Source organism: Streptomyces sp. NPDC045955 (assembly GCF_056430805.1).
This window is the reverse complement of sequence record NZ_JBWKKY010000008.1, coordinates 228,630-254,580: the sequence shown is the minus strand read 5'-3', so window position 1 is coordinate 254,580 and position 25,951 is coordinate 228,630. Positions and strand designations below refer to the sequence as shown.

Genomic DNA, 25,951 nt, shown 5'->3' with positions numbered 1-25,951 from the left:
CGCAAGCAAGTTGGGGTTTAGGCAAACGGGACGCGCCTCGTGTCACATGGGCATGGGAGCGATGTCGCACTCGATGCGGCGGCGCTGACGGGCGGCCTGGAGCCAGGGGTGGTCGGTGCGCAGGACCGCGGCGAAGCCCTCCACCGCCTTGCGCTGGAGCACGTCCGCCTCCTCGGCCCTCCCGAGTCCCCGCAGATCGAGGGAGAGGTTGGAGGCGCAGGAGAGGGCGAGCGGGTGGTCCTCACCCGCCGCCTCGGCCAGCAGGGGCAGGCTGGCGGAGTCGATGGCGTGCGCCCGCTCGAAGTCGAGCCGGCCATAGGAGGTGTTGGCCTGGCCGATGCCCACGGTGAGGGTGATGACGTGGTGCGGCCCGACCGTGTCGCTCAGCCGCCGCACGACGTCGTCCTCCAACTCCTGCGCGGTGTCCAGGGCACCCAGGGCCCGCTCGGTGGCGGCCAGGTTCGCCCTGGTCAAAAGGGTGTGCGCGTGGTTCGCTCCGAGACGCCGCTCCAGCCGGTCCGCGGTGCTCCCCGCGAGCCGGCGGGAGCCTTCCAGGTCCCCGGCCAGGCGGCGGTCGACGGAGACGTTGGTCGCCGTGGTCAGCGAGTCGAGGTGCTCGTCGCCGTAGCGGGTCGCGAAGTTGCGCAGGGTGTCCTCTGCCAGCTTGGCGCCCTCGGCGAGGCTTCCGTCCCGGCGGCGGCAGACTCCGAGGTCACGGGCGATGCGCAGGGTCAGGGGGTTTTTCTCACCGAGCGCGGCGAGCGCCCGGCGGTAGACGTCCTCCTGGAATTCGCGCGCCTCGGGGTATCGGCCCGCCTCTCGCATATCGATGCCGACGCAGTGGAGGGTGTTGAGCGTGAAGAAGCTGGCGTCGCCGAACAGGGCGTCACGCTGGCGGGCGGTCTCCTGGTCCAGCGTCAGCGCTTCCTTGAACTGCCCGCACAGCCGCAGGTCCACGCCCCAGCTGTGAGCGCCCCGCAGAGTGGCCTGGTCTTCGGGGCCGAACAACGAGCGGGCCAGTTCGGTGGCCTCCCGGCCCAGGTCCCGCGCCTCCTGGAACCGGCCCTGGTAGCGGCGGGCGTCGGACATATCACACAGGGAGTCGATGAGTTCCTCAGGCTCGACCTGCAGCCGGCGGGAGACCTCCAGCGCCTGCTCGGTGAGCGGGATCGACTCGGCGATCTGCCCGGTCCGGCGCAGCAGGAACGCGAAGCCCTTGGTCATACGGATGACATAGATGTCCTCCTCGCCCGAGGCGGCGACCCAGGCGCTCCACGCCTGCCGGCCGAAGGCCGCGGCGCCCTCGTGGTCACCCCAGTAGTAGAGGAACCACATGGTGTCGTAGACCAGGTCGCGCACATAGGGGTCGGTGCTGGTCACCGCCTGGGAGGCGAGCACGTGGGGCAGCAGCGCCTGGTAGTCGCGCCACTCCAGGGATGATCCGTAGGGGCCCCGGTTCGCGGCGGACAGCAGTTGGTGGGCGGCGTCCCGCATCCGCTCGCCTTCCTCTTCGCTCAGCTTGGCGAGGAGCACGGTCTGGAGCAGGCGGTGCATCTGGAGGGTGCCCGCGCGCGGGTCGACCTTGATCAGGGAGAACTGGCTGAGGTCTCGGATCGCCCGGTTCAGTTTGATCGGCTCCCGCAGCATCGGGTCGATCTGTGGCGTGATGTTGACGCCCCGGCTGCTGCGCAGGATCGACCTCGGGATCGGCTCGGGGGCCATGTTGGCGCAGATGTCCAGCAGTTGGCGGGCTCCCGGGTTGTTCTGCCTGATCCGTTCCAGGGAGATGTCCCAGGCGGCGGCAACGGAGACCGGGTAGTCAGGGCTCTGCTCGATCTCCAGGATCTCCGGGCTGCGCTGGGCGAGCAGTTCGAGGTATTCGTCGACCTCCATGCCGGTGACACCGAGCCAGGAGCCCGCCTGCTCCACGGCGAGTGGCAGGTCGCCGAGGGCCTCGGCCAGCCGGTCGGCGTCCTCCTGCGGCAGGTCCGCGGCGCGCTTCTGGAGCAGCTCGATGGACTCCTCGCGCTCGAAGACGTTCACCGGCAGCGAGGTGGCCACCCGTTCCCAGCCCCGGTTCCGGGAGGTGACGATGATTTTCCCCGGTGCGTTGGCGGGGAAGTAACCGCGTACCATGTCGACGTCTTCGGCGTTGTCGAAGACCAGCAGCCAGTTGTCGTACGGCACCCCCGTGCGTAGCGCTTCCAGGGCCGCAGGGACTGCTGTGCCGGCGGCCGGAACTCCCACGGTGTCCTGCTCGGTCGGCGCGACACCCAGCTGGGCGGCCAGAGTCGCGAGGGCCGCGAGCACGAGGCTCTCCCGCTCTGCGGGGATCCAGCAGATCACTCTGTAGTCGTACTGATGGGTGTAGATGTACTCCAGCACCAGCTGGGACTTGCCGACACCGCCGAGCCCGTGCAATGCGTGAGGCAGTACGGCCGCGGTGTCCTGGGCGGCGAGCTGTTCCTCGACCGTCCGCAGCAGTGCCTGCCGGCCGACGAACGTGGTGTTCCGCAGGGGAACGTTCACCAGGAGGGCAGGCGGTTCGGTCGATGTCCTGTTCATTCCCTGCCCTGTCTTCGTTGGATGCTGGTCCGGGGCGTGTGACGCCGTCGCCGGCTGCGCGGCGGGCTGCTCGACAGCCCTTCCGTCCGCCAGCCGTGCGGGTCGGCCTGCGCGCCTGTGGTTGGTCGCGCCGGGGTTGCCCCGCTCCGCCTCGATCCGGCGGGCCCGTTCGGAGTACGGCCCTGCCAGCGCCCTCATGACGGCGAGCTCCGACTCCCGCCAGGCCCCGGCGTTCGGGTCCGGCAGGTCGGTGCCGTACGGGTCTCGCAGGGCGGCCCGCAGTGCGACACCTTGCTCCCCTGCTGCGGGCAGTTCGCCCAGGACTCCGATGATGCGGGCCAGCTGAGCCCGTGTCGTGGTGGCGAGGAGTGCCTCGCGGATGCCGTCGGCGAATTCGGGGCGTTCCATGTCGCGTCCGCCCCAGTCGATCAGGCCGCCCATGAGGATCTCGGCGAGATGTTCGGGGCCGGCCGTCGGCATCGTCCGTTTCCGCAACTGGTCGATGAGGTCGAAGTCGAAGGGGATCGCGGCGACCTGAGTCGCCAGCCGGCGGGCCGCCGGTGTGGCCAGCGTGAAGAAGCGGCCCACCGCGTCGCCTGCTCCCGACCGGCGAGGAGCACGCAGACCGGGCGCGGGGGCCCCTTGGTACAGCGTTCCGGCCACCACGGCGGGCAAGGTACGGCGCACGCCATGCTCTCCGACGACGAGGTCGGCCCAGGCGGAGAAGGAGCCCGCCTTGAGGGACAGCACCGGGACCGGCAGGGCACCGTCGACCAGTTGCGGCAGCGGGCGCATCGGATCGAGCCCACCGGCCGACGGTCGCAGACTGAGGCGGTGGTTCGCCGCCCCGAAGCCGCCCGCCTCCAGTTCCGCCGGGTAGGGATACAGCGAAGAGCGGTGCCGCATGTGCGGCGGGAGAAGATGCACGAGGGCGGTCGGGCCGGCCCGGCCCAGGCGGCCGAGGAGGCGGTCGGCAGCCGGAGCCGCCCAGCCGTGGCGGAGCCCGTCCGTGACGACGAGGAAGATGCGGTCCCGGCGGCCGTTGAGGACTTCACCGGGGTCCGCCGTGGTCCCTGCGGCACTCCAGCGCAGCAGCGGCTCGCCGTTCCGGGGCACCACCACGTCGACGGTGCGGACGGCGCGAAAGGCACCGCTGTGTTCGGCGGCAGCGGCCAGGGCGGCCGTCTCCGCACGCCACACCGCCATGGTGGCAGTCTCGTCCATGAGGATGACCAGCTCGAAGGCGGTGACGTCGGCGGGCCGGAAGCTGGGAAGCCAGAGCTCGTCGAAGATGCCCCGTTCCGCCGTGGCCTCTTCGTCCAGTTGCACGGCGTCATGGGACGGTACCTGCCGCGAGAGGTGATGCAGCGCGCGCGCCAGTTCGGCGGCGGGTCGGTTGTCCGCCGGGGCAGTGGACCGCGTCGGGGACAGCGCGGGGACGCCCAGGTGCACGCGGTCGGACCCGTCCGGGTCGGGGGTGAAGGACGGGGCCGCGGACGTTGCGATGTCGTCCTTCGGCGGATCCGGCGGCTCCTGGCGCGAGACGTGGGGCGGGAGCTCCGGGGCCCCGCCCGGTTCCGTCTGCGGGGAGTTCCCGTCCGTCCGGATCGGGGCACCGGTGTGGAGCCAGTGGGCCATCAACCAGATGGCGTCGGCGAGATCCTGCCAGCGCAGGGCGGACGGTCCGGACGCGGCCGGGGGCGGCTGCGGCCCTGACCGCCCTGCTACGGCCGTGTCGGCACCACCGGGGCCGGACCCGGAGGCCGGGCGGCCGGGCTCCCCGACCACTCAGCGGCCCTTCGCCAGATCACGCAGCAGCATCTCCAGGAGCTTGCGTCCCCCCTCGTCGGCCCGGAACATACCGGCGGAGGTGAGCTGGACGGCGTTGAGCAGCTGGTCCAGGGAATGCATGCCACCCGCCTCGATGCGCTGGACGAACAGGTCCACGAGGGATTCGGCGTCCGGCGGCCGTGTCCTGAGGTGACTCTCCACGATGGCGAGCAGCTGTTCCCGGGTCGGGGTGCGCATCGCTAAGGGAAGACAACGCCTGCGGAAGGCGGCAGGGAACTCCCGCTCCCCGTTGCTGGTGATCACCACGACCGGGAACTCCCGGCACTCCACTCGCCCTTGCCGCACCACGGCGTGCACCCCGGGGTCGCCGGTGTGCACCCGGGCGCTGTCCTGGGTGTCCCGCACCAGCTCGGGGATGTCGTAACTGCCGTTCTCGAGCACGTGCAAGAGGTCGTTCGGCAGGTCGATGTCGCTCTTGTCGAGTTCGTCGACAAGCAGCACTCGAGGGCGTTCATAGGGCAGCAGGGCGGTGCCCAGCGGGCCCAGAGTGATGAAGTCACCGATGGCGGGCGCCGGTGCTGCCGGCGCACCGGGTTCGGCCCCGGCGACCGACGGGGTGGCTCCGGCCGGGTTCAGACCGGCTCGCCAGGCCGCGATGGCCTGTGCGCGGCCGAGAGCGTCATGAGCGTACAGGCCGTCGCGCAGGGTCGTCCGGCTGACGATGTTCCACTCCAGCACACGTCCCAGACCCAGCTCACGGGCCATGAGGTAGGCGAGTGTGGACTTGCCCACACCCGGTGACCCGGTGACCAGAAGCGGCCTGCGCAGCAGCAGGGCGGCGTTGACGATGTCGGTGCTCTCGCTGTCGAGTTGGGGCACCGCGTCGACCTGTCCGAGGCGGCGCGTCGCTGACTCCTCGTCCTCGGGTGCCGGAGGCTGTGGCGGACCGCCTCGGAACCGGCGCCAAGGCGGCACCGGCGGTAGTTGGGGCGGCGTCCCCCGCGGGGCCGCCCCCGTGGCTCGGAAGACGCGCCAGTTCTCCACCTCCGCCGGTTCGGGCCCGCTCATACCGGGGTCTCCTCACTGTCGATGGTGCGCCTGCTGCCCGTATAGGCGATGTCGTGCTGATGCGCCAGGTCGTCGTCCGCGGCTGTCTGGATGTCGACGAGCCGGTGGGGGTCGTCCCAGAAGAAGGCGATGTGCCGGCCGAGCAGCAGGGGTCCGGCAGCGTCGACTTCCGCTCTGCGTCTCAGTCGATGGATGACGAGTGGGAGCTGGACCGGCTTCTGAACGGCGGCGAAGACGGCCGTGACCACCTCGCGACGCTCTTCGAGGAACGTGCCCCTGCGGTCCCAGACGGCCAGCGGGACTCCCTCGGCGATGGCGGCCTTGAGGACCTCCATGGCCCGGTTCCCGTCGGGAGCGTCGAGCACCGCGGCAGTGCGACCGGGGTCGGCGGCAAGGGCCGCCTGCCACTCGTTCAACCCGTCGGCATCCGACGATCGCCAACCGTGCACGGTGATTCCCTGGCGTTGCAGCCGGGTCCAGCGTTCCAGCCATTGTGCCCTGACCAGTACGTCGTCCGTGCGCATCCGCTCCAGGCTGCGCAGGTGCACCGCGTACTTCAGCCCGAGAGGCAGCGGGCTGCCGTCCCCCGAACGCACCGTCAGTCCTGCCACGTTGTGGTTCAGCAACTCGTACGGCAGGACGAACTCGACGTAGGGCGGCATGGCTTCGCAGCCGTCGAGAAGGGGTTCGTCGAGTCCGCCGGGGGCCAGCCGCACGACTTGGCGCAGAGCACGCTCCACCGCCCCGCCCAGTCCGTCGAGGCTGATCGTCTCGGGCAGGGAAGGCTGGGGTTGCCAGTAGCCGGGAACCGTGTTGAGCCAGGGGCGGACCACGATGTCACCGGAGCCGTCACCCGCCGGTTCCACGGTCACCACGAGGCATCTGGGAATGGTGGGGTCGGCGGTGGCACCGGCCCGTTCAGACCGGCGTCGTCGCAGCGGGCCGAGCAGACCGGCCCGCTCCGCCCAACCACGGGACCACGAGGACAGGGCGTGCTGCCAGGCAGGGGCCGCGACCAGCCCCGCCGCGTGCTCGATGAGCAGCACGGCGGGCGGCAGACCGTCCGGCTGCACGTTCAACTCCAATAAATGGGCGAAGAGTTGCTCGGGTGACAAGCGAGGCGGCATCTCACAGTGCAGTTCCCTGACGAGCGCGTCGCGCAGAGCCGCGCCGGACAGCTGCCCCTTCACGGCGGCCAGCAGGGCGAGGGCCGCTTCCGTGTCACGAGGGGACAGAGGTCCGGACAGCGGTGCGGCAACATCCACCGTGTGCCCTCCGGGCGTCAGCAACCGCTCGAACGCGGAGGCGGCCGAGGCACCTTCGCAGAGCCGCACCACATCGACCAGCACACGCGCGCCCCCCGGCCCGCTCAGCGCCGCTCGCACAAGGGCGATGACGTCCTCACGCTGCTTGGTTCCGCGCACATCGACGTGCAGGTTCAACTGTTCGGAGAGAATCCCGGCGAAGAACACCCGCCCGGGCTGATCCTCCACACAGCTCAGTTCGCACAGCGCCTCTGTCAGGCGGAGCAACAGAGACCCTTCCGGCGTGCGCCCGAACTCGCCTAAATCCGCCGCTGTCTCCACCGACCTTCCCCCACGAGCCGGTACACCTGACTGACCAGCGAACGTAGCACGTCATTTCCTGACTAACCAGGTTGCTCGGCGTCGGGAGTTCGCAAAGCGCTGATGGGCGACGGCAAAGCCGTCGCCCAGTCGTTCACAGCCTCGGATCCACCGGCTCCGACTCCAGCGCCAGCACCCCGAACACCGCCTCGTGCACCCGCCACAGCGGCTCGCCCTCGGCCAGCCGGTCCAGGGCCTCCAGGCCGAGCGCGTACTCGCGGATCGCCAGGGACCGCTTGTGGTTGAGGAACCGGGAGCGCAGGCGGGCCAGGTTCTCCGGGCGCGTGTACTCCGGGCCGTAGATGATCCGCAGGTACTCGCGGCCGCGGCACTTGATGCCGGGCTGCACCAGGCGGCCCTGCGCGTCACGGACGAGTGCGCCGACCGGCTTGACGACCATGCCCTCGCCGCCGCGGCCGGTCATCTCCAGCCACCAGTCGACACCGGCCCGGACGGACTCGGGGTCGCCCGTGTCGACGTACAGCCGCCGGGTGGTCTGGAGCAGGCCGCTGCCGTCGTGCTCGACGAGCCGGTCGAGCAGGGTGAGCTGCTCGTCGTGCGGCAGTCCGGCGAGGCTGCGGCCCTGGACCGCGAGGATCTGGAACGGTGCCAGGCGGACGCCGTCGAGGCCGTCCGTGGTCCAGCAGTAGCGGCGGTACGCCTCGGTGAACGCGGCGGCGTCGGCGGACCGTTCCCGGGTGCGGGACAGCAGTCCGGTCACGTCGACGCCCCGTGCCGCCGCGCCCTCCAGCGCGGCCAGCGCGCCCGGGAGGACCGCGCCGGAGGCGGCACCGACGGCGGCGTACTGCGACCGCAGCAGCCCGGACGCCTTCAGCGACCAGGGCATCAGCTCGGCGTCCAGCAGCATCCAGTCCGTCTCGAGCTGATCCCAGAGGCCGGCCTCGCCGATCGCCGTGCGCAGCCGGTCGAGGATCTCCTCGGTGAGGGTGTCGTCGTCGAGGAACGGGCGGCCGGTGCGGGTGTAGAGGGCCCCGGTGGGGCCTCCCCCGCTCTCGGCCGCGCTCGAGCGGGAGGTGCCCCCGACACCGAAGCGCTTGCGGGCCGCCTCCGCGTCCCGGCACACCAGGGCCACCGCACGCGAGCCCATGTGCTTCTCCTCGCACACGACCCGGGCGACACCGTCCGCCGCGTACTGTGCGAAGGCCTCGGCCGGGTGCTCCAGATAGCCGTCGACGTGCGAAGTCGCCGTCGGGGCCATCGTCGGCGGGAGGTACGGCAGCAGTCGCGGGTCCACCGCGAAGCGGCTCATGACCTCCAGGGCCGCGGCCGCGTTCTCCTCGCGGATCGAGATCCGGCCCTGGTGCCGGGTCTCCACGACCCGGCGGCCCCGCACGTCCGCGAGGTCCAGCGGTCGGCCGTCCTGTCCGCCGGGTGCCTCGGAGCGCAGCGGCTTCGCCGGCTCGTACCAGACCCGCTCGGCGGGGACGTCGACCAGCTCGCGCTCCGGCCAGCGCAGCGCGGTGAGCTTGCCGCCGAACACGGCGCCGGTGTCCAGGCAGATGGTGTTGTTGAGCCAGGTGGCTTCCGGGACCGGGGTGTGGCCGTACACGACGGCCGCCCGGCCCCGGTACTCCTCGGCCCACGGGTAGCGCACCGGCAGGCCGAACTCGTCGGTCTCCCCGGTCGTGTCGCCGTACAGGGCGTGGCTGCGGACCCGGCCCGAGGTGCGGCCGTGGTACCTCTCGGGCAGCCCGGCGTGGCAGACGACCAGCCGGCCGCCGTCGAGGACGTAGTGGCTGACGAGTCCGTCGATGAACTCCCGTACCTCGGCGGCGAACTCCTCGCTCTCGCGCGCCATCTGCTCGATGGTCTCGGCAAGGCCGTGGGTGTGCTGGACCTTGCGGCCGCGCAGGTACCGGCCGTACTTGTTCTCGTGGTTGCCGGGCACGCACAGGGCGTTGCCCGACTTCACCATCGCCATCACGCGGCGCAGCACGCCCGGGCTGTCGGGGCCGCGGTCGACCAGGTCGCCGACGAAGACGGCGGTCCGGCCCTCGGGGTGGACGCCGTCCGCGTAGCCCAACTTGCCGAGCAGTGACTCCAGTTCGGTGGAGCAGCCGTGGATGTCGCCGATGATGTCGAAGGGGCCGGTGAGGTGGGTCAGGTCGTTGAAGCGCTTCTCCGTGACGACGGTGGCGTGCTCGACGTCCTCCACGCCGCGCAGGACGTGCACCTTGCGGAAGCCCTCGCGCTCCAGGTGCCTGAGGGAGCGGCGGAGTTCGCGGATGTGGCGCTGGATGACCCGGCGGGGCATGTCCGCGCGGTCGGTGCGGGCCGCGTTGCGCTCGGCGCACACGTTCTCGGGCACGTCGAGCACGATGGCTATCGGCAGGACGTCGTACCGCCTGGCCAGCTCGACCAGCTGCCGGCGGGCGTCGGGCTGCACGCTGGTCGCGTCCACGACGGTGCGGCGGCCCGCGGCGAGGCGCTTGCCCGCGATGTAGTGCAGGACGTCGAAGGCGTCCTTGGTGGCGCTCTGGTCGTTCTCGTCGTCCGAGACGAGACCACGGCAGAAGTCGGACGAGATGATCTCGGTCGGCTTGAAGTGCCTGCGGGCGAAGGTGGACTTGCCGGAGCCGGAGGCGCCGACGAGGACCACCAGGGAGAGGTCGGTGACGGGCAGGACGCGCCCCTCGCGTACGTCGGTCATGCCGCCTTCGCCTCCTTCGGGGTGGTCAGTGTGAACACGGCCATCTGGGTGGGCGGTCCCACCTCCGGGTCGTCGGGGCCGACGGGGACGAACTCGGCCGCGTAGCCGTGCCGTTCGGCCACCGCCTCCGCCCAGGCCCGGAACTGCGCGCGAGTCCACTCGAAGCGATGGTCGCCGTGCCGGACGTGGCCGGCCGGGAGGCTCTCCCAGCGCACGTTGTACTCGACGTTCGGGGTCGTCACGAGGACCGTCCTGGGCCGTGCGGCGCCGAACACGGCGTACTCCAGAGCGGGCAGCCGGGGCAGGTCGAGGTGCTCGATCACCTCGCTGAGCACGGCCGCGTCGTACCCCTTGAGTCGCTGGTCGGTGTAGGCGAGCGAGCCCTGGAGGAGCTTGACGCGCGCGGCCTGCCGCTCCCCCATGCGGTCCAGCTTCAGCCGCCGGGAGGCGATGGTGAGCGCGCGCATCGACACGTCAAGGCCCACGATCTCCGTGAACGCCGGGTCCTTGAGCAGCGCCTGCACCAACTGGCCCTGGCCGCAGCCGAGATCGAGCACCCGGGCGGCCCCGGAGGCCTTGAGGGCAGCGGTGATCGCCGCCCGGCGCCGCACGGCCAGCGGGGTCGGCCGCTCCTCGGTCTCGGTGTCCGCCTCGACCGCGTTGTCGATCTCCTCGACCTCGCTGTCGTCCGCCTCGGCCAGCCGCACCAGCTCCAGCCGCTCCGTCGCCTGCCGGGTCAGCGACCAGCGGCGCGAGAGGTAGCGGTTGGTGATCAGCTTCTGCTCCGGGTGGCCGGGCAGCCAGCCCTCGCCGGCGCGCAGCAGCTTGTCGACCTCGTCGGAGGCGACCCAGTAGTGCTTGGCGTCGTCCAGGACCGGGAGCAGGACGTAGAGGTGGCGCAGGGCCTCGGCGAGCGTGCGGTCCGCGGACTCCAGTTCGAGCCGGACGTAGCGCGAATCGCCCCACTGCGGGAACTCGGTGTCCAGCGGCACGGGCTCGGCCGTCACCGTCCAGCCCAGCGGCTCGAAGAGCCGTCGTACGAGCTCCGGGCCGCCGCGGGCGGGCAGCGCGGGCACCTCGATGCGCAACGGCCGGGGTACGCCGGGCAGTTCGGGCCTCGCGTTGCAGACGCCCTTCATCGCGCTGGAGAACACGCCGCTCAGCGCCACGGCGAGCAGGGAGGAGGCGGCGTACGGGCGGTCGTTGACGTACTGGGCGAGTGCCGCGTCCGGGGCGCCGCCTCGGCCCTTGCCCTTGCCGCGCCGGACCAGGGCCACCGTGTCGACCTCCAGCAGCAGCGCCGCCGTGCAGCGCTGGTCGTCCGCCTCGGGGTAGAGGACGTGGGCCGTGCCGTAGGACGTGGAGAACGCCTGCGCCTTCTCGGGATGCTTGTGCAGCAGGAAGCCGAGATCGGTGGCGGGACGTTCCGGGGTGCCGGTGGTCGTGATGGTCAGAAACACGGTGGGTCGACCTTTGATCAGCGGTCTGAACTGCGGATACGCCCCACCGTACAGAGCCGGCCCCGACGGCACCCGGGAATTTTCGCCAGCCTCACGATCGACCGGGTGTTCGAGGGGGATTCCTTCAGGAAGAGCGCCCACGCACGCGGAGACGCGGAGGCTTCACGTGAAAGACGCCGGCCGCTCTCGCACGCCACGGGCGCCTTCGACCCGGAGACCTGGGAGCGGGGTCGTCGAGGTGTACCGCAAGGGCGGGACGACGGCGCAGGTGCGCTCCGACGCCGAGTTCTCGGCGTTCTTCACGGGGCTCGAACTGGTGGAGCCGGGGGTGGTGCCGGCCGCCCAGTGGCACACCGAACTCGGTGAACAGCGCGGGGGCGCCAACGGGGGCGACGAGATCCCCCTCTATGTGGGGGTGGGCCGCAAGCCGTGACGGACGCTGTCCGGCGGACCGGGCTCCGCGTCGGTCCGCCGGACGCTCATCCTGCGTACGGTTCTACGACAGCTGGGACTGCACCTGCGACGAGATCAGCTCCAGGTGGTCGAGGTCGTCCAGGTCGAGGACCTGGAGGTAGATGCGGCTCGCGCCGGCCTCGGCGTAGCGGCCGATCTTGTCGACGACCTCGGCCGGGGAGCCGGCCAGGCCGTTGAGCTTCAGCTCGTCGACCTCGCGGCCGATCACGGCGGCCCGGCGGGCGACCTCCTGGTCGTCCCGGCCGACGCACACGACGAGGGCGTTGGAGTAGGTCAGGTCGTCGCCCTTGCGGCCGGCCTCCTCGGCGGCGGCGCGCACCCGGCCGAACTGGCGCTCGCTGTCCTCGACGGAGGCGAACGGCATGTTGAACTCGTCGGCGTACTTGGCGGCCAGCCGCGGGGTGCGGGTCGGGCCGTGGCCGCCGACGAGCACGGGGATCTTCTGCTGCGTCGGCTTGGGCAGCGCGGGAGAGTCCGTGAGGTCGTAGTAGGTGCCGTGGAAGTCGTAGGTCTTGCCGAGTTCCGTCGACCACAGGCCGGTGACGATCTCCAGCTGTTCCTCGAGCCGGGCGAACTTCTCCTTGGGGAACGGGATGCCGTAGGCCTTGTGCTCCTCCTCGAACCAGCCCGCGCCGAGGCCGAGTTCGACCCGGCCGCCGGACATCTGGTCGACCTGCGCGACCTGGATGGCGAGCACGCCGGGGAGTCGGAACGTGCCGGCGGTCATCAGGGTGCCGAGCCGGATGCGCTTGGTCTCGCGGGCGAGTCCGGCCAGCGTGATCCAGGCGTCGGTGGGGCCGGGCAGGCCGTCCACGGAGCCCATGCGGAGGTAGTGGTCGGAACGGAAAAATGCGTCGAAGCCGAGCTCTTCCGCGGCCTTGGCCACGGTGAGCAGAGTGTCGTAGGTGGCCCCCTGCTGGGGCTCGGTGAAGATGCGAAGGTCCATGCTTCCCATCCTGCACGCCGGGTCGTGGGGCGACGCGATCGGACCCCTCGTGCCGCCCGGTCCCCGGTCGGGTGAAATTACGTCAATACCGCGGGTTCCGCGCAACCGGGCCAGTGACCGGCCCCGTTGGTGATCGTTGGCTCGGGCGGAGCCGGAGCCCCCGGCTTCCGCACCGGCCGGTGAGCGCCGGGGCGTCACCCGCGTAGGCCCCCCGGGGGGCCAGGGGCCGAGGAGGCCGTCATGTCCGAAGAGACCATGCCGCAGCAGGGCGGGACGGGGCAGCCGAAGGGGCTGTTGCAGCAGATGGAGGAGCTGATGGCGGCGTTGAACGCGGACCTGTCGGCGCTGGACGCGGATTTCCAGGCGGCGTGGGACGCCGACCAGAGGTCGAGCGAGGAGGAGCAGGTCGGCTGAGGTCCGCTCCCCCTCACGGGGCAGCCGGGGCCGGTCTGCGGTGACCGAACCCTGTCCGTGGCGGCCGGAGCCGGTCTCTGGTAGCCGAGGCGGTGGCCGGGGCCGGTAGGTGGTAGCCGGAGCCCGTCGGGCGTGGCCGGAGCCGGTCTCTGGTAACCGAGGCGGTGGCCGGGGCCGGTAGGTGGTAGCCGGAGCCCGTCGGGCGTGGCCGGAGCCGGTCTCTGGTAGCCGGAGGCGGTTCGCGGTGGCCAAGCCGGGCCGTCGTGGCCGAAGCCGGTCCGTCGTGGCCGAAGCCGGTCCGTGGCGACCGAAGCCGGTCTCTCGTAGCCGCCAGGCGGTTCGCGGTGGGGTCGCTACCCCGCCTCCCGCTCCGGTAACGCCTGTTCCCGGTCCGCGAGTCTGCGGAGCATCTCCAGGACGCGGTCCCGGGACTCGTCCGCCGCGTCGATGGCCTCCATGCACTGCCAGTACGTGCCCTCGTCGTCCGCGGCGCAGGCGAGGCCCACGAGGGCGATCCCGACCTCCCCGAGGAGTCCCCCGAGGTACATCAGGGTGTGGCGGGCGTCGCCCAACTCGGTGAGCTGGCCCGCCCGCAGCTCACCGGGGGCCAGTTCGGGCGGGTCGAGGACACCGCAGCCGCGGCCCGCCAGCTCCGTCAACCCCAGTGCCTCGCCGCGCAGTTCGGGCGGGCCGGCGACCGCGAGGCGGCTTCCAATCGCCTGCGCGAGGGCCTGTGCCTGCCACACCTCGGCCAGGATCCCCGGCACGTCGCCGCCCGCGGCCAGGGACCGCCTGCTCGTCACGATGAGCCGCACCGCGTCCATGCACTGCCCCCGTCCTGTCCGACGCGCTCCGCGCGTCCGTCCACCCGACTCCCTTGTTCACTACCCAGAGTGAAGGGGTGTGAGACGAAAAGCCAGAGGAAGACGGAAATCTGCGGACAACAATTCGGATTCGGACCGCATTTTGGTTACGCAGTGTACAAGTGGACTGCGGTGCTCCTAGATCGGGAACCTCCGTTCGTTCCGGTCGATCTTCGCGTCCAGCGCGGCCAGCGGGTCGATGCCGAGCACCTCGCACAGCTGGAGCAGATACGCGAGCACGTCGGCGACCTCGTCCGTGACCCGGTGTGCGGTGTCCGGATCGGTCATGACACGGGCCGACTCCTCGGGCGTCAGCCACTGGAAGATCTCGACCAGTTCGGACGCCTCCACGCTGAGCGCGGCGACCAGGTTCTTGGGGGTGTGGTAGGGCTGCCAGTTCCGCGCGGCCGCGAACTCGGCCAGCCGGCGTTGCAGTTTCGCCACGTCGAGAGGTTCTGTCACGGCTCCAGGTCTACCACCGTGACCCCGTCGGTCCCGTCGGCCCACGACCCGTCGCTCACCGCGCCGACCAGCCGGATATGACCGCGCTCGCACATCCGGACCGCGAGCCGCAGCAGTTCCCGCCGCTGCCGTACGTCCAGGTTCCGGTCGAGGCCGTCGGCGAGGACGGTGAGCGTCTGGAGCGCGGCGGGCACCTCGCTGGCGGGGTCGACCTCCAGCACCCCGGGGCCGGTGAGCAGCACCAACGCCAGGGCGATGTACCGCAGTTCGCCGTCACCGAGGCGCCGCAGCCCGGTCCGGACGCCGTCGCCCCGGTCGAGCACCGCCCGCACCGTCCCGTCGGCCGGCACCTCGGCGAGCACGTCCGCCACCGGCCCCGCACAGCCGGCCCGTACCGCCGCGACGAACAGCGTGTGCCGGTGTCCGCACTCGGCGCGGGTGCGCAACAGCACGTCGGCGAGGTTCCCGCAGTCGCTCAGGAGCCGCCCGGAGCCGGCCGGTACGGGGCCGCGCATCCGGCCGGGGTCGGGATCGCAGGGGAAGGCGGAGCGCAGGGCGACGACCATCTGCTCGGCGGCGGCCAGCACCCTGCGCTGCCCGGGCGTCCGGCCGGCCACGCGCAGCGGCAGCAGGGCGGTGCCGAGCCGGTCGTCCGGCAGCGGGCCACGGGTCACCGGCGTCGGCCCGGCCGTGTGCCAGGCGGCCTGCACGGCCCGCTTCCCGGGATCCCGCAGGGCGGTCTCCAGCAGCACCAGCTCGCCGGCCGTCAACCGCTCGCCCACGACGCGCAGTCGGGGCTCGGCCTGCACGGCGACATCGAGCCGGACCGGGCCCGCGGGCCCGTCGGCCGTGCAGCCGATACGAAAGCCGCGGCGACGCTGCGCGTCGGGGCGGGCCCGCTCCGGGACACAGGCGACAGGGTCCGGGAACGCCTCGCCGAGCGTCGCTCCTCCCCCGAGCCGGGCGAGTGCCTCGTACGCCCGCAGCGCGCTGGACTTGCCGGAGCCGCTGGGACCGGCGAGGAGGGTGAGCGGTCCGAGCGGGAGTGCGGCGCGGCGGTGGCCGGCGAAGGCGGACAGCCGCAGCTCGGTGATGCTCGGCCGCACGAGTGAGGTGAGAGGAACCGGGGGCGTGGGAGCGGGGGGCTGGGTCATGTCCGGACCGTAGGGCTCCGCTCGCGGGAGGAACCGTTCCATCTCCCGGGGCTTCCTACGATCGGGCGACCCGGCCCCCAGGGGACGCCACACCCCGGCGACGTCACACCGAAGGCGACATCACACCCCGGGAACCCCGATCCCCTCCATCAGCCCCGTCACCTCGGTCCCCGCCGGTGTCAACAGGAACACGTTGCGGTCCACCCGGTGCATTCCGCTCGCCAGGCCGAAGACGACACCGGTGCTGAAGTCGAGGACGCGCTTGGCGACCTCCGTCTCAGCGCCGGTCAGGTCGAGCAGCACCGGCACGCCCGCCATCAGGGTCTCGGCGACGTCACGGGCGTCGGCGAAGACGTTCACCCGCAGGACGACGAAGCGTCGTCGCGCCTCCGTCTCGGCCTCGGGTAGGGACCGGTGGCCGACGGACGAGGGCCAGGCGTCCCGGCCCCGCAGCGGCACGACCTGGGCGAGCCCCTCCCACTGTTCGTCGGTGACATCGTGGCTGTTCACCGGCATGCTCCGTCCTGGCTCGCGCTGGCTGTCTCCATCGGCCAATTCTTGCGCACGGTCACCCGTTCGGCCCAACTGCGACACGCTCCGCCACCTCGATGCACCTCACAACGGCCGGAAGAAGGCTGTGTGACGGGCGTAACTCCTTGTGATCAAGCAATGTGACACCCGTGTAACGGGACATTCGTACCGTCTAGGCATGACCACGACGCCACGGCCCCAGCAGCAGACGGATCAGGTGCGCACCGTCTGCTCGTACTGCGGAGTGGGCTGCGGTCTCGTGCTCGACGTCGGCATGGGGCCGGACGGGCGGCGCACGGTCCTGAAGGCGTCCGGCGACAAGGCGCACCCGGCGAACGCGGGCCGGCTGTGCACCAAGGGCGCGACGACGGCCGACATGCTCGCCGCGCCCGGGCGGCTGACCACGGCGCTGGTGCGGGACGACCGGGGCGAGGAGCCGGTGCCCTCGCCCGTCGCGGACGCGATCGCCGAGACCGCCGCGCGGCTGCGGGCGATCGTCGACGCGCACGGGCCGGACGCGGTCGCCTTCTACGTGTCCGGGCAGATGAGCCTGGAGGCGCAGTACCTGGCGAACAAGCTCGCCAAGGGGTTCGTGCGGACGAACGCGATCGAGTCGAACTCGCGGCTGTGCATGGCGAGCGCGGGCAGCGGCTACAAGCTGTCGCTGGGCGCGGACGGGCCGCCCGGCTCGTACGAGGACTTCGATCAGGCGGACGTCTTCCTCGTGATCGGCTCCAACATGGCCGACTGCCATCCGATCCTCTTCCTGCGGATGATGGAACGGGTCAAGGCGGGCGCCCGGCTGATCGTCGTCGATCCGCGGCGGACCGCGACCGCCGCCAAGGCCGACGTGTTCCTCCAGATCCGGCCGGGGACCGACCTCGCGCTGCTGAACGGCCTGCTGCACCTGCTGCACGAGGAGGGGCACACCGACGCGGAGTTCGTCGCGGCCCACACCGAGGGCTGGGAGGACCTGCCCGGCTTCCTCGCCGACTACGCCCCGGCCGCGGTCGCGGAGATCACCGGGCTCGCCGAGGACGACATCCGCCAGGCGGCCCGGCTGATCGGCGAGGCCGGCCGGCAGTGGATGAGCTGCTGGACCATGGGGCTGAACCAGTCCACGCACGGCACCTGGAACACCAACGCCCTGGTCAACCTGCATCTGGCGACGGGCGCGATCTGCCGACCGGGCGCCGGGCCGTTCTCCCTCACCGGCCAGCCCAACGCCATGGGCGGGCGCGAGATGGGCTACATGGGCCCGGGGCTGCCGGGGCAGCGGTCGGTGCTCGTGGCTCAGGAGCGGGAGTTCACCGAGGAGGTGTGGGAGCTGCCGCCGGGGACCCTGCGGGCCGACGGGGTCGGGCAGGGCACCGTCGAGATGTTCCGGAAGATGGCCGACGGGGAGATCAAGGCCTGCTGGATCATCTGCACCAATCCCGTCGCCTCGGTCGCCAACCGCCGTACGGTCATCGAGGGCCTGGAGGCCGCCGAGTTCGTCGTCACGCAGGACGTGTTCACGGACACCGAGACGAACGCGTACGCCGATGTCGTCCTGCCCGGCGCGATGTGGACCGAGGCGGAGGGCGTCTTCGTCAACAGCGAGCGCACCCTCACGCTGACCCGGGCCGCCGCGGATCCGCCCGGGGAGGCGATGGCCGACTGGCGGATCATCGCGGAGGTCGCGTGCGCGATGGGGTACGAGAAGGGGTTCTCGTACGACAGTGCCGAGCAGGTCTTCGAGGAGATCCGGCGGTTCCACAACCCGAAGACGCAGTGGGATCTGCGCGGTGTCTCCTACGAGCGGTTGCGGCGGACACCCGTGCAGTGGCCGGCCGCGCGGGAGGACGGTCCGGAGCGCAATCCCGTCCGGTACGTGGGTGACGACGGGCTGCGCTTCCCGACGGCGAGCGGCCGTGCCGTCTTCTTCGCCCGGCCGCATCTGCCCGCCGCCGAGATGCCGGACGACGACTATCCGTTCGTGCTCAACACCGGGCGGGTGCAGCACCAGTGGCACACACTCACCAAGACCGGGAAGGTCGCCAAGCTCAACAAGCTGAACCCCGGGCCCTTCGTGGAGCTCCACCCGCGGGACGCGGACGCGCTCGGGGTCGCGGAGGGCGATCTGGTCGAGGTCGCCTCGCGGCGCGGGCGGGCCGTGCTGCCGGCGGTGGTGACGGACCGGGTGCGGCCCGGCTGCTGTTTCGCGCCGTTCCACTGGAACGACCTGTTCGGCGAGTACCTGAGCATCAACGCGGTGACGAGCGACGCGGTCGATCCGCTGTCGTTCCAGCCCGAGTTCAAGGTGTGCGCGGTGTCGCTGGCGAAGGTGGCGACGCCCGTACGTGAGGCGTCCGTGCCAGAGGCGGCGAGCGCCGTACGCGAGGGACCGGCCGGGGCTCTGACGCCGACGACCGTCACCCCCGCCGGGACCGATCCCTTCGGCCTCCAGCCCTCCCCTCCCCCGGTCCTGTCCGCCCAGGAACGCCAGTACCTCACCGGCTTCCTCGCCGGGCTCGGCTCCGGCGCCCCGGGCGTTCCGGTGCTGCCGCCCGACGCGCCCTTCCCCCCCGAGCACGCCCTGTGGGTCAACGGCGTCCTCGCCGGCATGTACTCGCGCTCGGCGCCGCCGGCCGCCCCCGCGAGGGAGCCGGCCGGCCGTGAGGTGGTGGTGCTGTGGGCCTCGCAGACGGGGAACGCCGAGGAGTTCGCCACCGCCACCGCCGAGCGGCTGACCGCGACCGGGCACCGTACGACCCTGGTCGGCATGGACGAGGCCGATGTCACCGCGCTCGCCCGCACGGCGGACCTGCTCTTCATCACCAGCACCTTCGGGGACGGCGACGCGCCCGACAACGGCACCGGCCTGTGGGACGCGCTCTCCCGTGAAGGGGCCCCACGGCTGGAGGGGGTGCGGTACGCCGTGCTCGCCTTCGGCGACTCCTCGTACGACGACTTCTGCGGGCACGGGCGCCGGCTGGACGCGCGCCTCGACGAACTGGGCGGGGTGCGGCTGGCTCCGCGCACGGACTGCGAGCCGGACTACGGGGACTCCGCGGGGGCCTGGCTCGACCAGGTGCTCTCGGCGCTGGGCGGTCCGGCCGCCGCCCCGGCCGACTCCCCTGCCTCGCGCCCTGAACCGAGGCCGAAACCGAGGCCGAAGCCCGCCGCCACCCTCGCCCGGCTCGTCGGCAACCGGCTGCTCAGCGGGCCGGGCGCGGTCAAGGAGGTCCGGCGGTTCACCTTCGACACGCGCGGGACGGACCTGGCGTACGAGGCCGGGGACGCGCTCGGCGTACGGCCGGTCAACGCGCCGGACCTCGTGACGGAGTGGCTGGCGGTGACCGGGCTGGACGGCGCGACGGCCGTGGAGGTGGCCGGGGTGGGGGAGGTGCCGTTCGCCGAGGCGCTGGGCCGGCATCTCGACATCACGAGGATCACCCCGGACCTGCTGCGGTTCGTCGCCGAACGCGCCCGGGACAGGCACGAGTTGCGCAGGCTGATGCGGCCCGACAACAAGGACGGGCTGGCCCAGTGGTGCTGGGGGCGGCAGGCCGTGGACGTGATCGCGGAGTACGCGGTGCGGGCGGACGCCGAGGAGTGGACGGGGGTGCTGCGGAAGCTCCAGCCGCGGCTGTACTCCATATCGTCCAGCCCGCTGGTCGACCCGCACGAGGTGTCGCTGACGGTGTCCGTGGTGCGGTACGAGAACCTGCGGGGGCGTCAGCGCGGCGGGGTGTGCTCGCCGTTCCTCGCCGACGCCGGGGCGGACACCGAGGTGCCGGTGTTCGTGCAGCGTTCGCCGCACTTCCGGCCCCCGGCCGACGCGTCGACGCCGATGATCATGGTCGGCCCCGGCACCGGAGTCGCGCCGTTCATCGGTTTCCTCCAGGAGCGTCGGGCCCTCGGGCACCGGGCCCCCAACTGGCTGTTCTTCGGCGAGCAGCACCGCGCGACGGACTTCTACTACGAGGACGAGCTGACGGCTCTGCTCGACGAGGGCACCCTCACCCGTCTGGACACCGCCTTCTCCCGCGACCAGCGCAACAAGGTGTACGTGCAGGACCGGATGCGCGAGCACGGGCCGGAGCTGTGGCACTGGCTGCGCGACGGCGCCCGCTTCTACGTCTGCGGCGACGCCTCCCGCATGGCCAAGGACGTGGACCGGGCCCTGCGGGACATCGCGGTGGCACACGGCGGGCTGAGCGAGGGGGAGGCCGCCGCGTACGTGAAACAACTCGCGGCGGACAAGCGGTACGTGCGGGACGTGTACTGAGCGGGCGGCGACTCCTCGGCGGTTCCTGAGCGCATGCCGGTCCTTACTCGCCTCACACCCGTCTCTTCACCGCCGCCCGGGCCCCGCTCACCGGCGGCGATTAGCGTCCTGCGGCGTGTACTCGGCAGAAACCACCCTTCTGGTGCCCGGCGCGCGCACGCAGTCGGCGCCGACCGGGCCGCCGTCCCCGGCCCAGTGGCACCGCGTCCTGACCCTGCTCGCCGACATGAGTCTGCTGATCGGCACCCGTGCGGTGTGGGCGACGGCGGCCGGTCACCGGCCGGCCGTGGCCGCGGTGATCTCGGCGTGCTACGCCTCGATCCTGGCGTGCGGGGTCCTGGCCCTGGCCGTCCGCCGGGAACGGTCGCTGGCGCGGGTGGACCTGTGCGTGCTGGTGACGGGCGTGACGCTCACCCTGTGCGCGTGGATCATGCTCCACCACGGCTCCGACGAGGCGCTGCTCACCACCCAGGCGGCGCGGGAAGTGGCCGCGGGACACCCGGTGTACGGGCAGCCGTGGCGCTGGCTCTTCGGCCACGGCGTGGCCCTGACACCGACGGTGACCGGCGGCTACGACCTCACCTACGGGTATCCGCCGCTGGCCCCGCTGCTGGCCGTGCCGCTGCTGTGGCTGGGGCACGGCGGTGCTCCGGCGACGGCGGTGAGCACGGGCGCGCTGGTCACCGGCACGGTCGTGCTGTGGCGGATGCTGCCGGCGCCGTGGCGGTCGGCGGCGACCATGGTGTGCCTGGGCTTCGGGATGCTGCCGTCGTACGCGCGGCTCGGCTACCCGGCGATCGTGGCCCTGGCCCTGCTGGTGCCGGTGGTGGTGCGCTGGCCGCGTATCGGGGCGGGCGGGCGGCTCGGGGCCGCCGGTCTGGCGCGGGCCGCGTGTCTGGGGGCGGCGTGCGCGGCACAGCAACTCCCCTGGTTCCTGGCGCCGTTCCTGCTGGCGGGGCTCTACGCCGTGCGGCGCGGCGAGCTGGGCGGCCGGGCCGCGGCGCTGGTGGTGCTGCGGTTCGCGGGGGCCGCGGCGACCATGTGGCTGCTGATCAACACCTACTTCGTCGTCAGCGAGCCGGGCCCCTGGCTGACGGGGATCGCCCTGCCGCTGACGCAGGGCGCCGTGCTGCACGGGCAGGGTGTCGTCGACATCTCGCTGTACCTGACCAACGGCAGCGACCGGCTCGACTGGTACTCCTCCGCGAGCCTGCTGCTGCTCGCCGGCCTGCTCGTGCTGTTCGTGCTCTTCGTACGGCGCCTGGGGCCGGCCGCGACCGTCCTGCCCTGGTGCGCCTTCTATCTGGCGACCCGCTCCCAGGACGGCTACTACCTGCTGATGACCCCGCTGTGGCTGGCGGCGGCCGTGACCGCTCCCGCGTCGGCGTTCGCCGGGGCGTGGCAGCCCCGGGTGCGCCTGCTGTCCGGGCCGCGGCGCCGCCCGGCCCGGATCGCCCTGGCGGCGCTGCTCCTCATGCCCGCACTGGGCGGCGCGGCCGTGGCGGCGACGGGCACGCCGCCCCTGCGCATGCGGGTCGTCGCGGCACGCCATCCCACCGCGGCGACCGTCTCCCGCCTCACCCTCCAGGTCGGCAACACGGACGACACGGCCCTCGCCCCGCACTTCACCCTGACCATGGGCCAGGGCATGGACCCGTACTGGCGGATCGTCCGGGGCCCGCGCACCCTGCCCGCGCATGCCACCGCCCGCTACGAGCTCCGGCCGCCCTCGGGCCGGTTCACGCTGCCCCGGCCGGGTGCCCGGATCCGCCTGCGCGCGTTCACGGCGTCGCCGCAGACCCTGTCGAGCGCGGATGTGCAGCAGGCGCTGCGCCGGTCGGGCTGACACCGCTTCGGGGACGGGTCAGGCGGTGGTCCGGACGAAGCGCAGGCCGGCGGTGACCGTGGTCCGGCCGCGGATCATGCCCAGTTGGTTCCAGCCCCTGCCGAACTGCTCCCGGTCGACGCTGAACTCGGTCTCCAGCGCGAGTCCCGTGGCAGTGCCGTCCTTCAGGCGGGCGGTGAGGGACAGCGGCCTGCTGACGCCGCGCCGGGTGGGCTGGCCGACGATGTGCACCTGGTCGCCGTCGCGCAGCTCGGCACTGCGGGCCACGAAGGTGATCTCGGGGTGGTGGTCGGCGTCGAAGAAGTCGGCGGACCTCAGGTGGGTGTCGCGCTTGGCGTTCTTGGTGTCGAGGGAGGCACCGCCGAAGGCCAGGGTGCCGACGGCGGACCCGTCGGGCCGGACCTGGCCTCGTCACCCGCAGGTCGGTGTGCGGCGACAAGCGCGGCGTCGAGGTCACCCTCACCGACAAGGCCCGCCGCCTCCTGACCGAGGCCTTCGGCCCGCTCGCCGGGACGGTGACGCAGTCCCCTCGCCCGTTTCATGGGCCCGGACCAGCGGGAAGCGCTGCGCGCACTGGTGCCGGACCTCGCCGAGGGCTCCCGCACGGACTGAGGCCTTCTCTACACCGTCGTAGAATCCGGGAACACGGGCGCGACGATGAACGTTGTCCCCGATACACCCCACCTATGAGGAGCCACTTCTTGTCCGCCAGACCGACGGACCCTCCGGGGCACAGTCCCCGACCATCCCGCCACGAGATCAGTGATCGCGGCACACGACGGGATGGTGTTCGATGAGTGCCGCGAACGCCCTGCTGGGCCTGCTCGCCGTGTTCGTGCTGACCGCCGGCACCGGCTACTTCGTCGCCCAGGAGTTCGCCTATGTCTCCGCCGACCGGCTCACCCTCGCGCGCGAGGCCGAAGCCGGGGGCAAGAAGGCCGCCCGCGCCCTGCGGGTGCTGGAGCGGCTGTCGTTCATGCTGTCGGGCGCGCAGCTCGGCATCACCGTCACTGGCCTGGTCGTCGGCTTCATCGCCGAGCCCTCGGTGTCCGCGCTGCTCAGACCCGCCCTGGCCGGGCTCGGCCTGCCCGACGCGGCCGTGAGCGGCGTCTCCGTGACGCTGGCCTTCGTCCTGGCCACGGTCGTGCAGATGGTGCTGGGCGAACTGGCCCCGAAGAACCTCGCCATCGCCGTGCCGGAGCGGCTGGCCAAGGCGCTGGCCCCCTCGACGCTGGCGTATCTGAAGGTCGTCGGCCCTGTCGTACGCCTCTTCGACAGCGCGGCGAACAGGCTGCTGCGCAAGGCCGGCATCGAGCCGGTGGAGGAGCTGCATCACGGCGCCACGCTGGAGGAGCTGGGCCATCTGATCGGCGAGTCGCACGAGCGGGGCGCGCTGCCCAAGGACACCGCCGCGCTGCTGGACCACGCGCTGGAGTTCTCCGAGCGGACCCTCGACGAGGTGATGGTGCCGCGCGCCGACGCCGTCTTCGTCCGCACGGACGCCGGTGCCGACGAGGCGGTCGGCCTGATCGCCGAGCACGGCCACTCCAACTACCCGGTCCTCGGCGACCACCCGGACGACATCGTGGGCGTGCTGGGCGTGCGCGAGCTGATGGCACTGCCCGCCACGCGCCTCGCCGGCGCGCGGGCCGGCGAGGTGGCCCGGCGTCCGCTGCTGCTGCCGGACACGCTCGGGCTGCCGGACGCGGTGACGCGGATGCGGGAGCAGGACGACGAGTTCGCGGTCGTCCTCGACGAGCACGGCGGCGTGGCGGGCATCGTCACGTACGAGGACATCGCCGAGGAGCTGGTCGGCGACATCGCCGACGAGTCCGACAAGGTCACCGTCCTCGCCGTGGCGGACGGCGACGGCTGGCTCGTGGACGCCGGCCGCCGGCTGGACGAGGTGGCCGAGGCCACCGGTGTCCGGCTGCCGGAGGACGACGACTACGACACCGTGGCAGGCCTGGTCGTGGACCGGCTCGGCCGCTTCCCGACGGTCGGTGACCGGGTCACGGTCGAGCTGCCCGACGGTGCCCGCGCCGTGATCGACGTCCGCACGCTCGACCGGCATGTGGCCGACCGGGTGCGGATCAGTCCGGTCGTGCAGACCGCGGAAGCCGAGGAGATGGCGTGAGTTTCCCGATGGCGGTCTTCGTGACCGTGCTGCTGCTGATCGGCAGCGGCTTCTTCGTGGCGGCCGAGTTCGCGCTGGTCGCCGCCAAGCGGCACCGCATGGAGAAGGCGGCGGCCGAGGGGCGGCGCGGCGCCGGGGCGGCCCTGGCCGGTATGCGCGAGCTGTCGCTGATGCTGGCCGGCGCCCAGCTGGGCATCACGGTGTGCACGCTGGGCCTGGGCTCGGTGTCCAAGCCGGCGATCTCGCACGAACTCGACCCGTTGCTGCACACGCTGGGCCTGCCCAGTGCCGTGAGCTACGGCGTGGCGTTCGCCGTGGCGATGGTCGTGGTGGTGTTCCTGCACATGGTGGTCGGTGAGATGGCCCCCAAGTCGTGGGCGATCGCCCACCCCGAGCGTTCGGCGATGCTGCTCTCCCCGCCGTTCCGGGCCGTGGTGCGGGCCGTACGGCCGCTGATCCGGCTGCTCAACGCCGTGAGCAACGCGCTGGTTCGGCTGTGCCGGGTGGCCCCGCGCGACGAGCTGGCCTCGGCGCACAACCGGGAGCAGCTGACGCACCTGGTGGCGGAGTCCGAGCGGCTGGGCCTGATCAGCGCGACCGACTCGGAGCTGCTGACCCGCTCCCTGACCGAGCCGGAGACGCCGGTCGCGGCGCTGCGGATCCCGGCCGCGGAGCTCACCTGGGTCGAGGGCGGCACGGACGTCGAGGCCCTGCTGCGACTGGCCGCCGCGCACGACCGCACCCGGCTGCTGGTCCGGGAGAACGGCACCGTCCTCGGCTCGGTGCACGCCCGTGACGCCCTGGTCGCCCGGGCCCGGGGGCGGGCCACGACCGCCCGGGAACTGGCCCGTCCGGTGCCCGAGCTGACGGAGGAGACCACGGTCGCCGACGCGATCGAGGCGCTGCGCCGCCGCCGATCCTCCCTGGCCGTGGTCCGTGACACCGCGGGCCGGCTCACCGGCCTGGTCACCCTGGACGATCTGCTGGCCCGGCTCATGCAGCCGGCCGCGGCGGCCTGACGGAGCGGAATCCGAACCTCCAGCACATCTGCACACTGTTCGCCAGGACGCCGTGGAACGGCAGGCCGGGCGCCAAGTCCCCAAGGAGGCACGGGAACTTGGCACCGAAGTGCCCGCTTTGGAAATCGGGGCGCAATACCCGTGCGCGCCGCAGGGCGACGGAATGTGTGAAGAAGTGGGCGCATTTCGGTGCGTCCGTGGTCACGGTGGTGAAGGCGGTCGCCGCAGCGCCCGTTTCGGCACCGGCGAGCGTTTGGCCGTCTCCTCCGCGGGATGCTTTGATCCTGCGCACGGCGGAGCCACCGGGACGGAAGCCCGGTTTCCGGAATCCCGCGATCACCTGTGCTCACCGCCATTTTGCGGACATTCACGCGAAGGGAAACACCCCATGAACCTCACCCCTCAGGTCGACAGCGCCGAGCTCTCCGACGCCGACCTGGACAACGTCTCCGGCGGCATGGCGGGCGGGGGCTCCGTGAGCCTCGTGGGCAGCCTCTCCACCGGCCTGGTCGAGCCCCTGACCGCGGGCGTCTGCGGCGACCTCCAGGGGGCCCTGTCGTCGGAGGGCGCCGCGGCCGGCGGCAGCGCGGGCGTTCACACGACGTCGCTCTGACGACATCCGCGTAAAGGGCCCCGGGAGGCGATTCCCGGG

17 protein-coding genes and 2 pseudogenes are annotated in these 25,951 nt (G+C 72.2%); 8 read left to right on the top strand and 11 right to left on the bottom strand.

What is annotated here, in order from left to right:
• Positions 1–42 precede the first annotated feature (42 nt).
• From fxsT to AC07F0_RS18995, 5 genes are all read right to left on the bottom strand, one after another.
• Positions 43–4,353, bottom strand: a complete 4,311-nt coding sequence (gene fxsT / locus AC07F0_RS19015) for an FxSxx-COOH system tetratricopeptide repeat protein (RefSeq protein ID WP_478980230.1) — start codon at positions 4,351–4,353, stop codon at positions 43–45.
• Positions 4,354–5,424, bottom strand: coding sequence for an AAA family ATPase (locus AC07F0_RS19010; RefSeq protein WP_478980229.1), 1,071 nt, complete (start codon positions 5,422–5,424; stop codon positions 4,354–4,356). It lies immediately after the preceding gene.
• Positions 5,421–6,956 (bottom strand): VMAP-C domain-containing protein, encoded by a 1,536-nt coding sequence (locus AC07F0_RS19005; protein ID WP_478980228.1) that lies wholly within the window; start codon positions 6,954–6,956, stop codon positions 5,421–5,423. Before AC07F0_RS19005 ends, AC07F0_RS19010 begins: the two co-directional genes overlap by 4 nt.
• A gap of 187 nt (positions 6,957–7,143) precedes the next feature.
• A complete protein-coding gene (locus AC07F0_RS19000) occupies positions 7,144–9,720 on the bottom strand; it encodes a polynucleotide kinase-phosphatase (protein ID WP_478980227.1) in 2,577 nt (858 codons plus the stop codon).
• The gene (locus AC07F0_RS18995; protein WP_478980226.1) at positions 9,717–11,180 is read right to left on the bottom strand and encodes a 3' terminal RNA ribose 2'-O-methyltransferase Hen1; all 1,464 of its coding nucleotides are present in this window, start codon (positions 11,178–11,180) and stop codon (positions 9,717–9,719) included. The genes AC07F0_RS19000 and AC07F0_RS18995 overlap by 4 nt, the downstream gene beginning before the upstream one ends.
• Positions 11,181–11,418: 238 nt before the next feature.
• On the opposite strand from AC07F0_RS18995, the gene AC07F0_RS18990 reads away from it, so the two are divergent.
• On the top strand, positions 11,419–11,613 hold the full coding sequence (locus tag AC07F0_RS18990) for an SAM-dependent methyltransferase (protein WP_478980225.1): 195 nt from the start codon (positions 11,419–11,421) through the stop codon (positions 11,611–11,613).
• A 63-nt stretch (positions 11,614–11,676) separates the two neighbouring features.
• Here AC07F0_RS18990 and AC07F0_RS18985 read toward each other — a convergent pair whose 3' ends face one another.
• Entirely contained in the window at positions 11,677–12,600 is a 924-nt protein-coding gene (locus AC07F0_RS18985) for an LLM class F420-dependent oxidoreductase (protein ID WP_478980223.1), read from the bottom strand.
• A gap of 240 nt (positions 12,601–12,840) precedes the next feature.
• Between AC07F0_RS18985 and AC07F0_RS18980 the strand changes: the two genes are divergently transcribed.
• On the top strand, positions 12,841–13,014 hold the full coding sequence (locus AC07F0_RS18980; RefSeq protein ID WP_478980221.1) for a hypothetical protein: 174 nt from the start codon (positions 12,841–12,843) through the stop codon (positions 13,012–13,014).
• A gap of 353 nt (positions 13,015–13,367) precedes the next feature.
• On the opposite strand, the gene AC07F0_RS18975 is transcribed toward AC07F0_RS18980, so the two are convergent.
• From AC07F0_RS18975 to AC07F0_RS18960, 4 genes are all read right to left on the bottom strand, one after another.
• Entirely contained in the window at positions 13,368–13,838 is a 471-nt protein-coding gene (locus tag AC07F0_RS18975; RefSeq protein ID WP_086604552.1) for a DUF6099 family protein, read from the bottom strand.
• Between the two features lie 177 nt (positions 13,839–14,015).
• Positions 14,016–14,339, bottom strand: coding sequence for a nucleotide pyrophosphohydrolase (locus AC07F0_RS18970; protein ID WP_086850055.1), 324 nt, complete (start codon positions 14,337–14,339; stop codon positions 14,016–14,018).
• A complete protein-coding gene (locus AC07F0_RS18965; protein WP_478980219.1) occupies positions 14,336–15,493 on the bottom strand; it encodes an AAA family ATPase in 1,158 nt (385 codons plus the stop codon). Before AC07F0_RS18965 ends, AC07F0_RS18970 begins: the two co-directional genes overlap by 4 nt.
• Positions 15,494–15,613: 120 nt before the next feature.
• On the bottom strand, positions 15,614–16,009 hold the full coding sequence (locus tag AC07F0_RS18960; protein ID WP_338783675.1) for a cell division protein SepF: 396 nt from the start codon (positions 16,007–16,009) through the stop codon (positions 15,614–15,616).
• Positions 16,010–16,202: 193 nt separating this feature from the next.
• On the opposite strand from AC07F0_RS18960, the gene AC07F0_RS18955 reads away from it, so the two are divergent.
• A complete protein-coding gene (locus tag AC07F0_RS18955; RefSeq protein ID WP_478980217.1) occupies positions 16,203–20,297 on the top strand; it encodes a molybdopterin-dependent oxidoreductase in 4,095 nt (1,364 codons plus the stop codon).
• A 226-nt stretch (positions 20,298–20,523) separates the two neighbouring features.
• Entirely contained in the window at positions 20,524–22,143 is a 1,620-nt protein-coding gene (locus AC07F0_RS18950) for a hypothetical protein (RefSeq protein ID WP_478980449.1), read from the top strand.
• An 18-nt stretch (positions 22,144–22,161) separates the two neighbouring features.
• Here the strand turns inward: AC07F0_RS18950 and AC07F0_RS18945 are convergent.
• Positions 22,162–22,551 (bottom strand): annotated as a pseudogene (locus AC07F0_RS18945) (YceI family protein); the annotation flags it as partial.
• Here AC07F0_RS18945 and AC07F0_RS18940 point away from each other — a divergent pair.
• The 4 genes and pseudogenes from AC07F0_RS18940 to AC07F0_RS18925 form a co-directional block, all read left to right on the top strand.
• Positions 22,548–22,755, top strand: a pseudogene (locus AC07F0_RS18940) (MarR family winged helix-turn-helix transcriptional regulator); the annotation flags it as partial. The pseudogenes AC07F0_RS18945 and AC07F0_RS18940 sit on opposite strands and share 4 nt — an antisense overlap.
• Positions 22,756–22,936: 181 nt before the next feature.
• Entirely contained in the window at positions 22,937–24,280 is a 1,344-nt protein-coding gene (locus AC07F0_RS18935) for a hemolysin family protein (RefSeq protein WP_478980215.1), read from the top strand.
• Positions 24,277–25,299 (top strand): hemolysin family protein, encoded by a 1,023-nt coding sequence (locus AC07F0_RS18930; protein ID WP_478980213.1) that lies wholly within the window; start codon positions 24,277–24,279, stop codon positions 25,297–25,299. The genes AC07F0_RS18935 and AC07F0_RS18930 overlap by 4 nt, the downstream gene beginning before the upstream one ends.
• 388 nt (positions 25,300–25,687) lie before the next feature.
• Positions 25,688–25,912, top strand: a complete 225-nt coding sequence (locus AC07F0_RS18925) for a hypothetical protein (RefSeq protein WP_478980211.1) — start codon at positions 25,688–25,690, stop codon at positions 25,910–25,912.
• Positions 25,913–25,951: the final 39 nt, after the last annotated feature.

Bases quoted from the DNA above. Each gene is read 5' to 3' on its own strand.
- AC07F0_RS19010 (WP_478980229.1), bottom strand. From the start codon at position 5,424: ATGAGCGGGCCCGAACCGGCGGAGGTGGAGAACTGGCGCGTCTTCCGA.
- AC07F0_RS19000 (WP_478980227.1), bottom strand. From the start codon at position 9,720: ATGACCGACGTACGCGAGGGGCGCGTCCTGCCCGTCACCGACCTCTCC.
- AC07F0_RS18985 (WP_478980223.1), bottom strand. From the start codon at position 12,600: ATGGACCTTCGCATCTTCACCGAGCCCCAGCAGGGGGCCACCTACGAC.
- AC07F0_RS18980 (WP_478980221.1), top strand. From the start codon at position 12,841: ATGTCCGAAGAGACCATGCCGCAGCAGGGCGGGACGGGGCAGCCGAAG.
- AC07F0_RS18975 (WP_086604552.1), bottom strand. From the start codon at position 13,838: ATGGACGCGGTGCGGCTCATCGTGACGAGCAGGCGGTCCCTGGCCGCG.
- AC07F0_RS18965 (WP_478980219.1), bottom strand. From the start codon at position 15,493: ATGACCCAGCCCCCCGCTCCCACGCCCCCGGTTCCTCTCACCTCACTC.
- AC07F0_RS18960 (WP_338783675.1), bottom strand. From the start codon at position 16,009: ATGCCGGTGAACAGCCACGATGTCACCGACGAACAGTGGGAGGGGCTC.
- AC07F0_RS18955 (WP_478980217.1), top strand. From the start codon at position 16,203: ATGACCACGACGCCACGGCCCCAGCAGCAGACGGATCAGGTGCGCACC.
- AC07F0_RS18950 (WP_478980449.1), top strand. From the start codon at position 20,524: ATGAGTCTGCTGATCGGCACCCGTGCGGTGTGGGCGACGGCGGCCGGT.
- AC07F0_RS18935 (WP_478980215.1), top strand. From the start codon at position 22,937: ATGAGTGCCGCGAACGCCCTGCTGGGCCTGCTCGCCGTGTTCGTGCTG.
- AC07F0_RS18925 (WP_478980211.1), top strand. From the start codon at position 25,688: ATGAACCTCACCCCTCAGGTCGACAGCGCCGAGCTCTCCGACGCCGAC.